The 13,806-nt window shown below is 47.9% G+C and carries 11 protein-coding genes; 10 read left to right on the top strand and 1 reads right to left on the bottom strand.

Features of this window, described 5'->3' with window-relative positions; genetic code table 11:
- Window positions 1-76 precede the first annotated feature (76 nt).
- The 3 genes from uvrA to M1B78_RS12930 all read left to right on the top strand — a co-directional run bounded on the left by uvrA (window position 77) and on the right by M1B78_RS12930 (window position 5,049).
- On the top strand, window positions 77-2,944 hold the full coding sequence (uvrA, locus tag M1B78_RS12940) for an excinuclease ABC subunit UvrA (protein ID WP_257940890.1): 2,868 nt from the start codon (window positions 77-79) through the stop codon (window positions 2,942-2,944).
- A complete protein-coding gene (gene ybaK, locus M1B78_RS12935; protein ID WP_136010408.1) occupies window positions 2,931-3,410 on the top strand; it encodes a Cys-tRNA(Pro) deacylase in 480 nt (159 codons plus the stop codon). Before uvrA ends, ybaK begins: the two co-directional genes overlap by 14 nt.
- A gap of 118 nt (window positions 3,411-3,528) precedes the next feature.
- Window positions 3,529-5,049 carry a peptide MFS transporter gene (locus M1B78_RS12930; RefSeq protein WP_257940889.1) on the top strand — a complete coding sequence of 507 codons (1,521 nt, stop codon included), beginning with the start codon at window positions 3,529-3,531 and terminating at the stop codon, window positions 5,047-5,049.
- Between the two features lie 89 nt (window positions 5,050-5,138).
- Here M1B78_RS12930 and M1B78_RS12925 read toward each other — a convergent pair whose 3' ends face one another.
- Window positions 5,139-5,636 carry a GNAT family N-acetyltransferase gene (locus M1B78_RS12925; protein WP_257940888.1) on the bottom strand — a complete coding sequence of 166 codons (498 nt, stop codon included), beginning with the start codon at window positions 5,634-5,636 and terminating at the stop codon, window positions 5,139-5,141.
- 107 nt (window positions 5,637-5,743) lie between these two features.
- Here M1B78_RS12925 and M1B78_RS12920 point away from each other — a divergent pair, with 107 nt between their 5' ends.
- From M1B78_RS12920 to M1B78_RS12890, 7 genes are all read left to right on the top strand, one after another.
- A complete protein-coding gene (locus M1B78_RS12920) occupies window positions 5,744-7,204 on the top strand; it encodes a monomeric [FeFe] hydrogenase (protein WP_257940887.1) in 1,461 nt (486 codons plus the stop codon).
- A 16-nt stretch (window positions 7,205-7,220) separates the two neighbouring features.
- Window positions 7,221-8,279, top strand: a complete 1,059-nt coding sequence (gene hydE, locus M1B78_RS12915; RefSeq protein WP_257940886.1) for a [FeFe] hydrogenase H-cluster radical SAM maturase HydE — start codon at window positions 7,221-7,223, stop codon at window positions 8,277-8,279.
- 52 nt (window positions 8,280-8,331) lie between these two features.
- Entirely contained in the window at window positions 8,332-9,750 is a 1,419-nt protein-coding gene (gene hydG, locus M1B78_RS12910; RefSeq protein ID WP_257931691.1) for a [FeFe] hydrogenase H-cluster radical SAM maturase HydG, read from the top strand.
- A gap of 27 nt (window positions 9,751-9,777) precedes the next feature.
- Window positions 9,778-10,968: a [FeFe] hydrogenase H-cluster maturation GTPase HydF gene (hydF, locus tag M1B78_RS12905; protein ID WP_257931692.1), complete on the top strand. Its 1,191-nt coding sequence runs from the start codon at window positions 9,778-9,780 to the stop codon at window positions 10,966-10,968.
- Window positions 10,969-11,249: 281 nt separating this feature from the next.
- The gene (locus tag M1B78_RS12900; RefSeq protein WP_005825341.1) at window positions 11,250-11,576 is read left to right on the top strand and encodes a PadR family transcriptional regulator; all 327 of its coding nucleotides are present in this window, start codon (window positions 11,250-11,252) and stop codon (window positions 11,574-11,576) included.
- An 82-nt stretch (window positions 11,577-11,658) separates the two neighbouring features.
- A complete protein-coding gene (locus tag M1B78_RS12895) occupies window positions 11,659-12,768 on the top strand; it encodes a PspC domain-containing protein (RefSeq protein ID WP_136010393.1) in 1,110 nt (369 codons plus the stop codon).
- A 541-nt stretch (window positions 12,769-13,309) separates the two neighbouring features.
- Window positions 13,310-13,806: UpxY family transcription antiterminator (locus M1B78_RS12890; protein ID WP_257940909.1), on the top strand; the 497-nt coding region annotated here is incomplete at its 3' end.

Raw genomic sequence — 13,806 nt, 5'->3', positions numbered from 1 at the left:
TGAAAAATAGCGCTTGCCAGCTGATATTCGGGGGGAAACAGTTATTTTTGCAGTTAAAACGATAGGATTAATCAACATGCAAGAAGAAACAGAATATATCAATGTATATGGTGCGCGTGTACACAACCTCAAGAATATTGATGCGGAAATCCCTCGTAACAGCCTGACTGTGATTACAGGCTTGAGCGGAAGCGGCAAGTCCTCCCTGGCATTCGATACTATTTTTGCCGAAGGGCAACGTCGCTATATCGAGACCTTTTCAGCCTATGCCCGTAACTTTCTGGGTAATCTGGAACGTCCGGACGTGGACAAGATAACGGGATTGAGTCCGGTTATCTCTATTGAGCAAAAAACTACGAACAAGAATCCACGCTCCACCGTAGGCACCACCACAGAGGTCTACGACTATCTGCGTCTGCTCTTTGCCCGTACTGGTGACGCTTATTCTTACCTTTCGGGCGAGAAGATGGTGAAGTATACCGAGGAACAGATTCTTGACCTTATCCTGAAGGATTACAAGGGAAAACGCATTTATATTCTTGCCCCGCTGGTGCGTAGCCGTAAGGGACATTACAAAGAACTCTTCGAACAGGTGCGCAAGAAGGGCTACCTCTATGTACGTGTGGATGGTGAGGTGCACGAAGCTTTGCCCGGTATGAAACTGGACCGCTACAAGAACCACGATGTGGAGGTGGTGATAGATAAGTTGGTGGTGACGGATAAGGATGACACACGTCTGAAGAACAGCGTGGCCACCGCCATGCGCCAAGGTGACGGACTGCTGATGATACTCGATGCGCAGACCGACAGCGTGCGCCATTACAGCAAGCGGCTGATGTGTCCCGTGACGGGGTTGTCTTATCGGGAACCGGCACCGCACAACTTCTCCTTCAACTCCCCGCAGGGCGCATGCCCCAAGTGCAAAGGGCTGGGGGTGGTGAGCCAGATTGACATCGACAAGGTGATTCCCGACCGCGAGCTCTCCATCGCCGGAGGTGCCATCGCACCCTTGGGGAAAGCCAAGAACAGCATGATTTTCTGGCAGATTGCCGCCTTACTGGAGAAATATGAAGCAACGCTGAAAACTCCGGTGAAGAAGTTGCCGGACGATGCACTGGATGAGATACTCTACGGCTCGGACGAGCGTATCAAGATAAAGAGTTCACTGATAGGCACCTCTTCCGATTATTTTGTGACGTTTGAGGGGGTTGTAAAGTATATCAAGATGTTGCAGGAGAAGGATGCTTCTGCCACGGCGCAGAAGTGGGCGGATCAGTTTGCCAAGACTGCCGTTTGTCCGGAATGTCATGGTGCCAAGTTGAATAAAGAAGCGCTTTCATTCCGCATTCACGACAAGAACATCTACGAATTGTCCACGATGGACATCAATGAACTGTATGACTGGCTGGCAAACGTGAACCCGTATCTCAGTAGCAAGCAGCAGCAGATTGCCGGTGAAATCCTGAAGGAAATCCGTACACGGCTCAAGTTTCTGCTTGACGTCGGTCTGGATTATCTTTCGCTGAACCGCAGTTCCGTCAGCCTTTCCGGTGGCGAAAGCCAGCGTATCCGCCTGGCTACGCAGATAGGCTCTCAGTTGGTGAATGTGTTGTATATATTGGACGAGCCGAGTATCGGCCTGCACCAACGAGACAACCAGCGCTTGATATGCTCTTTGAAGGACTTGCGTGACATTGGCAACTCCGTCATTGTGGTGGAGCATGACAAGGATATGATGCTTGCGGCCGATTATGTCATTGATATGGGGCCGAAAGCCGGTAGGCTGGGAGGGGATGTTGTCTTTGCCGGTACTCCCCGCGAAATGCTCCGGACGCATACGCTGACTTCCCAATACTTGAACGGTGAACGTGCCATCGAGGTGCCTGCCAAGCGTCGCGAGGGCAATGGGCACAGCCTGTGGCTGCGTGGCGCCAAGGGTAATAACCTGAAGAATGTGGATGTGGAGTTTCCGTTGGGCAAGCTGATTTGCGTTACTGGTGTTTCCGGCAGTGGTAAGTCCACGCTTATCAATGAGACGTTGCAGCCTATTCTTTCACAGAAATTCTATCGTTCTCTGCAGGACCCTTTGGAGTATGGCAGCATTGAAGGATTAGAATATATAGATAAGGTGGTGAATGTAGATCAGTCTCCCTTGGGGCGTACCCCGCGTTCCAATCCGGCCACGTATACGGGCGTATTTTCCGATATACGCAATCTGTTTGTCGGCTTACCCGAAGCGAGGATACGCGGATATAAGGCGGGACGCTTCTCCTTCAATGTCAGTGGAGGGCGATGCGAGGCTTGCCAAGGCAACGGGTACAAGTGTATTGAGATGAATTTCCTGCCAGATGTGTATGTGCCTTGCGAGGTGTGTCACGGCAAACGCTACAACCGCGAGACGCTGGAAGTACGTTTTAAGGGAAAATCCATTGCCGATGTGCTGGATATGACCATCAACCGTGCGGTGGAGTTTTTCGAGAATGTTCCTCAGATATTGAACAAAATTAAGGTTATTCAGGAAGTCGGATTGGGTTATATCAAGTTGGGGCAGTCCTCCACCACGCTCTCCGGAGGTGAGAGTCAGCGCGTGAAGTTGGCTACTGAACTTTCCAAACGTGATACGGGCAAGACTCTTTATATCCTTGACGAGCCTACCACCGGACTCCATTTCGAGGATATTCGCGTTCTGATGAACGTGTTGAACAAACTCGTAGACAAAGGGAATACTGTTGTCGTCATTGAGCATAATCTCGATGTTATCAAGATGGCAGATTATATCATTGATATGGGGCCTGAAGGTGGCAAGGGAGGAGGGGAGCTTCTTTCCTGCGGGACGCCTGAAGAGGTGGCAAAAAGCGAGAAAGGCTATACTCCGAAATTCCTGCGTGAAGAGCTGGAAGCTGATAAAATAAAATTTGTAAATTGCCATGGTGAAAATCAATAAGACGAATGCAGCAAGGCTTCTCGACAAGGCCAAGATTGCGTATGAGCTCATTCCCTACGAGGTGGATGAGAATGACTTAAGTGCAGTGCATGTAGCTGCCAGTTTGGGTGAGGACATCAATTGCGTGTTCAAGACGCTGATTCTTCACGGTGATAAATCCGGCTATTTTGTTTGTGTCATTCCGGGTGAGCACGAAGTGGATTTGAAGCTGGCGGCAAAGGCATCGGGTAACAAAAAGTGTGACCTTATTCCGGTTAAGGAACTTTTACCCCTGACAGGCTATGTCCGGGGCGGGTGTTCACCCATCGGCATGAAGAAGCCTTTCCCTACCTATATTCACGAAACGTGCCTTCAGTTTCCATATATTTATATCAGTGCCGGACAACGCGGTTTGCAGCTTAAACTGGATCCGAAGGATTTGGTAAGGGAAGTACATGCAGAGGTTTGTGTTCTTTTTAATGAATAAATCTTCTATTTTTTGCTGAGATATTTTAATTATATAAGGAAATATTCAATAGAATTTATATATTTGCAGGAATTATTCAAGAAATCAATCTAATTACTAATTCTAAAAACTAATTTTTATGTTCAACAAACACCCTAAAGGTCTGATTGCCGCATCTTTTGCTAATTTGGGCGAGCGCTTCGGCTTTTATACCATGATGGCCATTCTTGTACTTTTTCTGCAAGCCAAGTTCGGACTGGATGGAAAAGAGGCAGGGTTGATTTACTCAACATTTTATTTTTCTATTTACATTCTTGCATTGATAGGTGGTATTATTGCCGACAGAACTCGTAACTACAAAGGTACCATCTTTACCGGTATTGTCTTGATGGCGGTAGGCTACTTGATGCTGGCCATCCCGTCTCCTACACCGGTTGCCAATAAAACCTTGTTTTTGGTGATTACTTGTGCAGCCTTGTTTGTCATAGCTTTCGGAAATGGCCTTTTCAAGGGAAATCTTCAAGCGCTGGTAGGGCAGATGTACGACAATCCCCAATATTCCAGCATGCGCGATTCCGGTTTCTCCTTATTCTATATGTTCATCAATGTAGGTGCCATCTTTGCTCCGTTTGCCGCAGTAGGCGTACGTAACTGGTGGCTGTCCACATTCGGCTACAATTATGATGCCGACCTGCCTGCCCTTTGCCACGGACATCTGGCTGGAACGCTGACTCCCGAAGCTGTGGACGCTTATAGCGCATTGGCGGCAAAAGCCACTATTTCCGGAACACCCATAACGGATATGACGGTATTTGCCAATGAATATCTGAATGTGTTTACTACCGGTTTCCACTATGCATTCGGTGTAGCTATCTTGGCTATGGCTCTTTCTCTGGTGATTTTTATCATCAACAGAAAGAAGTTCCCCGATCCCAGCAAGAAGGTTGCTGCAAAAGTAGGCGACGCAACTGTTGTGGAGATGAGTGCGCAAGAGGTGAAACAGCGCATGTATGCATTGTTTGCCGTATTTGGTGTGGTAATTTTCTTCTGGTTTTCTTTCCATCAGAATGGATTGACGCTGACTTATTTTGCCAAGGAATATACAGATTTGAATTTGTTCGGAATGGCTATTTCCGCTGAGCTATTCCAGTCTTTGAACCCGATTTTTGTTGTGTCTCTGACACCGGTTATTATGGCTGTTTTTGCAGCACAACGTGCCAAGGGTAAAGAGCCTTCCACTCCGCGGAAGATTGCCATCGGTATGGGTATTGCTGCCACCGGCTTTCTTATAATGGCTATCGGTTCTTATGTAAGCAACTTGCCGATGCACAAGGATATTATCGCTTTGGGTACTTCTCCGGTGAAGGTGACTCCGCTGTTGCTGATGGTTACCTATCTGATATTGACTGTTGCCGAGTTGTACATATCTCCGTTGGGCATTTCATTCGTGTCCAAGGTGGCTCCTCCCAAATATCAGGGTATCATGCAGGGCGGTTGGCTGGGTGCTACTGCCATTGGTAATCAGTTGCTCGTTATCGGTGCTATCCTCTACGAAAGTATCCCTATCTGGATGACGTGGACGGTATTCGTAGTAGCGTGCTGCATTTCCATGTTTACCATGCTGTTCATGCTAAAATGGCTTGAAAAGGTGGCGAAGTAATCGGAAACGGAAGATAAAACCAAAGGCTGCGCAATGTTCGTAATGAACTGCGCAGCCTTTAATTTTTGGAGGACTTTTAATGCCGGGGCTCAGATTTCCAGTCCCATGATGTAGTCATTCATATAATATCCGTTTCCTATCGGGAAATCCCCTTCATGGAGTTTCTGCATTCCCATGTGTTCGTAAAACTGCAGTGCCTTGTTGTTACGGTTCACATTCAGCTCCATCACACAAGGGCCGGGATGTACTTCCTTGATATACCTGATGGCTTCACGGAAGAGGAAACTGCCGCAATGTGCACCTTGGTAATGTGGGAGTACATAAATCTTCTGCAAGTGAAATAAATTTTCCCCTTGCTGCTCTACAGACACATAGCCCACCGCTTCACATTCCTTGTAAGCCAGAAAGTAGACATGACCTTCTTCTTCCATTTGTTTACGGATATTGTCCAATGAATACATCCATTCCATCATGTAGGCGGTCTGCTCGGGAGTAAGGATATCCTTATACGTAACGGGAAATATTTGTTGCGCAAGTCTCTGAATCAGTGCGCAATCTGCTGTCGTTGCTTTTCTTATAGTAAACATATCGGTGGTATTTATACTGTTTGGGTTGTAAAGTTAAGCCTTTTTTGTGAAACAATCGTTATCTTTGCAGACCGTTACCGAACTAACTAATTCTGATTTTAAAAAATATGGCATTTACGAGCAACATTATGATTGTCCGCCACAGATTGCTGAAGGAACTGGTAAAGCTGTGGAATAATAACGAACTTGTGGAGAAAATAGACCGGCTGCCTATCGAGCTGAGTCCGAGACGTTCTAAGCATGCGGGACGCTGCTGTGTGCACAAAGAGCGCGCAGTGTGGAAGTACAAGTCACTGCCGTTGCTGGGACTTGATATGGAGGACGAGATGGATGAACTGACTCCTTTGTCGGAGTACGCTGCCCGTGCACTGGATAGAGCGGAGAATGGCAAGCCGAAAGACAATATCATGTGTGTGATTGACGAAGCTTGTTCGGCATGTGTGCAGATAAACTACGAGATTACGAACCTTTGCCGCGGATGTACGGCACGCAGTTGCCAGGTGAATTGTCCCAAGAAAGCTGTACATGTCAAGGAGAGCGGGCAGGCGTGGATTGACCATGATGCGTGTATCAGTTGCGGCATCTGCCATAAGAGCTGTCCCTACCATGCCATTGTTTATATTCCTGTACCTTGTGAGGAAGCTTGTCCCGTAAAAGCCATCAGTAAGGATGAGAAGGGGATAGAGCATATTGACGAAAGCAAATGTATCTATTGCGGAAAGTGTCTCAATGCATGTCCGTTCGGAGCAATTTTCGAAATATCGCAGGTATTTGACGTGTTACACAAAATCCGCAAGGGTGAGCAGGTGGTAGCTATTGTGGCTCCGTCCATCCTGGGGCAGTTCAAGACAACCATTGAACAAGTGTATGGCGCATTGAAACAAGTTGGTTTTACGGATGTCATTGAGGTAGCTCAGGGAGCGATGGATACTGTCAGCAACGAGGCGCACGAGCTGATTGAGAAGTTGGAGGAGGGACAGAAGTTTATGACGACTTCCTGCTGTCCGTCTTATATAGAGCTGGTGAACAAGCATATTCCTGCCATGAAGCCCTACGTGTCAGGTACCGGGTCTCCGATGTATTATGCCGCCCGCATTGCTAAAGAGAAGTATCCGGATGCGAAGGTGGTCTTTATAGGTCCTTGCGTCGCCAAGCGCAAAGAGGCGCAGCGTGACGAGGCGGTGGACTTCATCATGACTTTCGAGGAAATGGCTTCTGTGCTTGCCGGGCTGGATATTCAGATGGAGCAGGCACAGCCCTATTCCATGAGTTTCACTTCCGTGCGCGAGGCGCATGGCTTCGCGCAGGCAGGGGGCGTGATGGGTGCCGTGAAAGCCTATCTGAAGGAAGAGGCGGATAAAATCAATGCCGTACAAGTGGCTAATCTGGATAAGAAAGCTATTGGTGCGTTGCGTGCTTACGTCAAGTCGGGCAAGGCTCCGGGGCAGTTTATTGAAGTGATGGCTTGTGAGGGCGGTTGTATTACCGGGCCATGTTCGCATAATGAAATAACTGCCGGAAAGCGCCAGCTGACGCAGGAGTTGGCAAAGAGAAAAGAGACGTATTAGCCCTTTGTCCGTTTATATGAAGCATTTGATTGACAAACTGCGGAGCAATCGCAGGCTGGATGCCGAAGAGTATAAAGCCTTGCTTCTTTGTCGGGACACAGCCCTTGCAGCCTACCTGCAAGGGCTTGCCCGGGAAGAAGCGCTTGCCCGCTTTGGCAATAAAATCTTCATTCGCGGACTGATTGAGATAACCAACCGTTGCTGCAATAACTGCTACTATTGCGGCATACGGAAGGAGAACCGGAACATCACCCGTTATGAGCTGACGCAGGAGGAGATTCTTTCGTGTTGCCATGAAGGCTATCGGTTGGGCTTCCGTACCTTTGTGCTGCAAGGGGGCGAAGCGCCGGCGGTGAAGGATGAGGGGATGGTGGAGACAGTTGCCGCCATCCGGCAATCCTTCCCGGATTGTGCCATTACCTTATCCTTGGGCGAGAAATCGCGGGAAGCCTACGAACGTTTCTTCCTGGCAGGTGCCAACCGCTATCTGTTGCGGCACGAAACCTGCAATGAAAGGCACTATCGCAAGCTCCATCCGGCGGAGACGTCTCTTTCTCACCGGTTACAATGCCTGGGGTGGTTGAAAGAGATAGGCTATCAAGTGGGAACCGGAATCATGGTAGGCAGTCCTTACCAGACGGTGGACCATCTGGTGGAAGACATTCTCTTCATCGAACGGTTTCATCCGGAGATGATAGGCATGGGACCTTTCCTTCCGCATCACGATACTCCGTTTTCCTCTTTTTCATCGGGAGATATGGAGTTGACGCTGAAGTTGCTTTCTATCTTCCGGCTGATGCATCCTTCCGCACTGATACCTGCCACTACTGCCTTGGCTACACTTGCCCCGGACGGACGGGAGCGGGGAATATTGGCGGGCGCCAATGTCGTGATGCCCAACCTTTCGCCTTCTCATCAACGGGCAAAGTATTCCCTTTACGACAACAAAGCCTCTGTGGGTGCTGAAGCTGCAGAAGGTTTGCAGAAACTGGAGGAGCGACTGAAAGGAATAGGCTATGAAGTGTCCAAAGAGAGAGGAGATTATGAGAATGGAGAATTGACCGTTGATAATTGATAATTTTCAAATCTTCATTCTTTATTTTAATTACCAATTATCAATTTACGAAGTGTATAACATAAAGTCAAGACAAGCGGAAGAATTTATCAATCATCAGGAGATATTGGACACGTTGGAGTATGCCCGGGCAAACCGCAACAATCGTCCGCTCATCGAGAGTCTGATTGACAAGGCTGCTTTGTGCCGGGGGCTTTCCCATCGGGAGGCGGCCCTGCTGCTGGAATGCGACGAGCCGGAACTGGTAGAGCGTATTTTTCATTTGGCGCGTGAAATCAAACAGAAATTCTATGGTAACCGCATTGTGATGTTTGCCCCGCTTTACCTTTCCAACTATTGCGTGAATGGTTGCGTCTATTGCCCGTATCATGCCAAGAACCGTACCATTCCCCGCAAGAGACTCTCGCAAGAGGAGATACGCCGCGAGGTTATCGCCTTGCAGGACATGGGACATAAACGTCTGGCGCTGGAAGCTGGAGAAGACCCTCGGAACAATCCCATCGATTATATTCTGGAGTCTATCCGTACTATCTACAGCATCCATCACAAGAACGGAGCCATTCGCCGGGTGAATGTCAACATAGCCGCTACTACGGTGGAGAACTATCGGTTGCTGAAAGAGGCAGGCATCGGCACCTATATCCTTTTTCAGGAGACTTACAGCAAAGGGCATTACGAAGCCTTGCATCCTACAGGACCGAAAAGTAATTATGCCTACCACACCGAAGCGATGGACCGTGCCATGGAGGGAGGCATCGACGATGTAGGTATCGGCGTATTGTTTGGTCTGAATACCTATCGCTACGACTTCGTAGGATTGCTGATGCATGCCGAACATCTGGAAGCTACCTTTGGCGTAGGTCCGCATACCATCAGCGTGCCGCGTATCTGTCCGGCAGATGATATTTCGACCGAAGACTTTCCCGATGCCATCTCAGATGAGATGTTCAGCCGTATTGTGGCGGTTACCCGCATTGCAGTGCCTTATACGGGAATGATTATTTCCACCCGTGAGTCGGAAGCCGTACGCCGCCGGGTGCTCGAACTGGGCGTTTCGCAGATAAGCGGCGGTTCGCGTACCAGTGTGGGAGGCTATGCCGTTCCGGAAACGGAAGAGGAGGACTCTTCCCAATTCGATGTAAGCGACCGGCGCACGCTGGATGAAGTGGTGAATTGGCTGCTCGACCTGGGGCATATCCCCAGCTTTTGTACCGCCTGCTATCGCGAGGGACGCACCGGAGACCGTTTCATGTCGCTCGTCAAGCGCGGGCAGATAGCAAACTGTTGCCAGCCCAATGCCCTGATGACATTGAAAGAATATCTGGAGGACTATGCCTCTCCCGAAACAAAGGAGAAGGGCATACGGCTGATTCGTGAGGAGATGGCGCATATTCCGAATTCCAAGATACGTATGATAGCCGAGCGTAACCTTCGGGAGATAGAAGAAGGTAAAAGGGATTTCAGATTTTAGATTTCAAGCGGAGGAAAAAAGGAGAATATGAATCATACACCCCATTCAAACCGTCTGCACATTGCAATTTTCGGACGACGGAACAGCGGAAAGTCCAGCCTTGTCAATGCTTTGACCGGGCAAGACACAGCATTGGTATCGGCAACTCCCGGCACTACTACCGACCCCGTGACAAAGGCCATGGAAGTATATCCTCTGGGTTCGTGTCTCTTTATTGATACTCCCGGCTTTGATGACGATGAAGGCGAACTGGGCGAGATGCGTGTGGAACGTACCTTGAAGACGGTGGAGAAAGCCGACGTCGCCCTCTTGCTTTATGAAGAAGACGGAACTTTGGAAAAACAATGGATGGATTTGCTGGCAGAGCAAGGAATTCCCGTTATACCAATACTGAATAAAGCCGATTCCCGCCGGGATGTCGCTTCGTTGGTGCTCCGGATTGAAAGGGAGTGTGGACGGACTCCAGTTGTAGTCAGTGCCAAAGAAGGCACCGGCATTCAGGACATATTCGATGCCATCCTTGAGAAACTTCCCGAGGACTTTGGTGAGCAAACCATTACGGGCGGACTAGTGGCTGAGGGAGATGTTGTTTTGTTGGTCATGCCCCAAGATATTCAAGCCCCAAAAGGTCGGTTGATTCTTCCGCAGGTGCAGACCATCCGCGAACTGTTGGATAAAAAGTGCCTGGTGATGAGCTGCACCACCGATAAGCTGCAAGCCTCTCTGCAAGCCCTTGTCCGTCCGCCCAAGCTGATTATCACAGACTCTCAGGTATTTCCCGTCGTTTATCGGCAAAAGCCCGCCGAAAGCAGCCTCACCTCTTTTTCGGTTCTTTTTGCCGGTTACAAAGGGAATATCCATGATTTTGTGGAGGGAGCTGCCGCTATCCACTGCCTCACAGCGCAATCGCGCGTACTGATAGCCGAAGCTTGTACCCATGCTCCGCTGGCCGAGGACATCGGGAAGGTCAAAATTCCCCGCCTGCTGCGGAAGCGTGTCGGTGGGGGATTGCAGATAGACTTCGTCTCCGGGAGTGACTTCCCAAAAGACTTGTCCCGATACGACTTGATTATCCACTGCGGGGCCTGTATGTTCAATCGTAAGTATGTACTCAACCGTATTGCCCATGCCCGCGCACAACATATCCCCATAACTAACTACGGAGTGGTGATTGCGAGTCTGACCGGTATATTGGATAAAATAGTTATCCATCGGTAAATATTCCCCTTTCTCTGTTCAGGCTTATCAACCGGCTTATTTATCTGTAAATCTTAATAACTTATTGACCATAAACGATATGTTGTTCACACTACTGATGATGGAGAGTGGTGTGTACTGCTTTTATTGTTAATCATATTTAATATAAGGTACATTGTAATACAAGGTACTGATATAATACATATATTTGTGCCATACAAGGAACGTCAATAGAATTAATAAGGACACTCATTACTCTATTGCGCAGCAAAATAGTAAATTGTCAAATTGTAAATGCCATTATGGATGTAAACAATGTAAAGTCGCAAATGCGCAAGGGCATGCTTGAATATTGCATCATGCTGCTGCTTCACAAAGAGCCGGCTTATGCTTCGGATATCATTCAGAAGTTGAAAGAAGCCAGACTGATTGTAGTAGAAGGTACACTTTATCCATTGCTCACCCGTCTGAAGAATGACGACCTTCTGGGATATGAATGGATTGAGTCTACACAAGGTCCTCCCCGTAAATATTACCGGTTGACGGAAAAAGGAGAAGTCTTTCTCGGTGAACTGGAAACATCCTGGAAAGAGTTGAACGAGACGGTGAATCACATCAGCAATTCTTGAAATGACCACAGAGAATATGCCGCATTCGCCGAATGATAAATAGTAAATCGTAAATAGTCAAATTGTAAATGAATAGTGTGTTATGAAAAAGACATTAACTGTAAATTTAGGTGGAACCGTTTTCAATATTGATGATGACGCATACCGTCTTTTGGATAATTATCTGAGTAATCTCAAGATGCACTTCCGCAAGGAAGCCGGTGCCGACGAGATTGTAGATGATATTGAACGCCGTATTTCCGAACTCTTTGCCGAGAAATTGTCGGCCGGCTCACAAGTAATTACGATAGCCGATGTAGAAGAGGTGATTGCCCGTATGGGAAAGCCTGAAGATATGGAGGCGGAAGGAGAGAGTGCTAGTGCCGATTCCGGCAGCACGAGTACCGGGGGCGGCTATGGTGCCGGTGCTTGGAACAGTAATACCGCTTATGGCACTACACGCCGTCGTCTTTACCGTAATCCGGATGACAAGATGCTGGGTGGTGTCATCAGTGGAATGGCTGCCTACCTAGGATGGGACGTGACTTTGCTTCGGCTGTTGCTGCTTGTTATCTTGATTTGCGGGGTAGGGACGTTGATACCGGTCTATATCGTATGTTGGCTGATTATACCGGAGGCTCGCACGGCTGCTGAGAAGTTGAGCATGCGGGGCGAGGCCGTTACGGTGGAGAATATCGGAAAGACGGTGACGGATGGTTTTGAGAAAGTCGCCAATGGGGTGAATGATTATATGAGGTCGGACAAGCCCCGTACTTTCCTGCAAAAGTTGGGAGATGGGCTGGTGATGATTGCCGGCTGGTTTTTGAAAATCTGTCTGGTGATATTTGCCATTATCTGCAGTCCGATACTGTTTGTATTTGGAGTGGTATTCGTGGCGCTGTTGTTTGCTGCGATAACGGTCGCTGTCGGTGGTGGTGCGGCTCTCATTTCCCATTTCCCGATGGCTGATTTGGTATTGTCTACTTCTCCGTTGTCTGCCATTGTGATGTACATTGCAGGTATCTTGCTGGTAGGGATTCCTTTGGTCAGCCTTGTGTGGGCCATCTTTAGCCAGATATTCAAATGGCAGCCGATGAATTCCGGTCTGAAGTGGACGCTGGTTATCCTTTGGATTGTAAGTGCGGCTTGTTTCGGAATCTGTTTTGCGGTGCAGGGGGCTACTTTCCCGGAATTGGGTATCTTTAATTTCTGAGAATAGTAATTTCTTTTTTAATTGATATCGTGTTTGTAGGAACCTGATTTCTATAAACACGATATTTTTTTATTTGGGTGTAATTTGCTGTTATACAGTGGAATATTGCGTTTAGGAAAGGTGCTTTTTAAACGTTCGTTTAATGAACGCAAAGATAACGTGTATTTTTGAATCTCGCAAAATGTTTAATAAAAATATTCTATAAATTTCTTTTTAGTGAGTATAATACTTTGTCAGTAAGCCTATTGCATTGTATTTCTCTAACTTCTTCCTTTTACTAATTTTTAAGTAATCTTCCCTCTTTAATTTTTTAAATATTGACGTTCAAAAAACGAACGTTTAAAAAACGCTTTTTTCTTGTAATCCGTTCGTTTATAGTTTCATACCGGAAGGTAATGAAGAACTGCAAAAAATCTGTTGGCAAGAAGGGCACAATGCTTGCTGTATTTTACATAATGTGCTCGCAAATGATTGGATACCAGGTGTATACCGAGTATTCAAAGCCCCGGAGGAACACCCTTTTATGAACAAAGTGGCGAAAATGGGAACGGATAACGAGGTTGAAGTCTGGCATGCCATGCGTGCCACATACCGCAGGGAGCTTGATGCGGTGCATCTTCTCGAGAAGGAGAACCTCGGCTGTTTTGTCCCCATGCAATATAAGGTAAGCATCCGCAAGGGTAAGAAAGTCCGTGCTTTGGTTCCCGTCATCCGTAATCTGGTCTTTGTCCATGCACGTCCTTCCGACGTACAGCGTGTAAAGTCTCAAATTACTTATTTGCAATATATCACCGATACCCGCAGTGGTCAGAAGATAGTCGTCCCCGACCATGAGATGCAACGCTTCATCGCCGTTGCCGGAACCTATAACGACCATTTGCTTTACTTCCAGCCCGAAGAACTGAATCTTTCCAAGGGTATGAGAGTCCGTATCACAGCCGGTGACTTTGCAGGTCAGGAAGGTGTCTTTTTGAAAGTAAAGGGCGCACGTGACCGCCGTGTGGTTATAGAGATACAAGGCGTCATTGCCGTAGCCAT

This window comes from Bacteroides muris (ex Fokt et al. 2023) (assembly GCF_024704895.1).
GTDB lineage: Bacteria > Bacteroidota > Bacteroidia > Bacteroidales > Bacteroidaceae > Bacteroides > Bacteroides muris.
The sequence above is the reverse complement of the archived record's forward strand: the minus strand, read 5'-3'. Positions and strand labels throughout refer to the sequence as shown.

Bases quoted from the DNA above. Each gene is read 5' to 3' on its own strand.
- uvrA (WP_257940890.1), top strand. From the start codon at position 77: ATGCAAGAAGAAACAGAATATATCAATGTATATGGTGCGCGTGTACAC.
- M1B78_RS12930 (WP_257940889.1), top strand. From the start codon at position 3,529: ATGTTCAACAAACACCCTAAAGGTCTGATTGCCGCATCTTTTGCTAAT.
- M1B78_RS12925 (WP_257940888.1), bottom strand. From the start codon at position 5,636: ATGTTTACTATAAGAAAAGCAACGACAGCAGATTGCGCACTGATTCAG.
- M1B78_RS12920 (WP_257940887.1), top strand. From the start codon at position 5,744: ATGGCATTTACGAGCAACATTATGATTGTCCGCCACAGATTGCTGAAG.
- hydE (WP_257940886.1), top strand. From the start codon at position 7,221: ATGAAGCATTTGATTGACAAACTGCGGAGCAATCGCAGGCTGGATGCC.
- hydF (WP_257931692.1), top strand. From the start codon at position 9,778: ATGAATCATACACCCCATTCAAACCGTCTGCACATTGCAATTTTCGGA.
- M1B78_RS12900 (WP_005825341.1), top strand. From the start codon at position 11,250: ATGGATGTAAACAATGTAAAGTCGCAAATGCGCAAGGGCATGCTTGAA.
- M1B78_RS12895 (WP_136010393.1), top strand. From the start codon at position 11,659: ATGAAAAAGACATTAACTGTAAATTTAGGTGGAACCGTTTTCAATATT.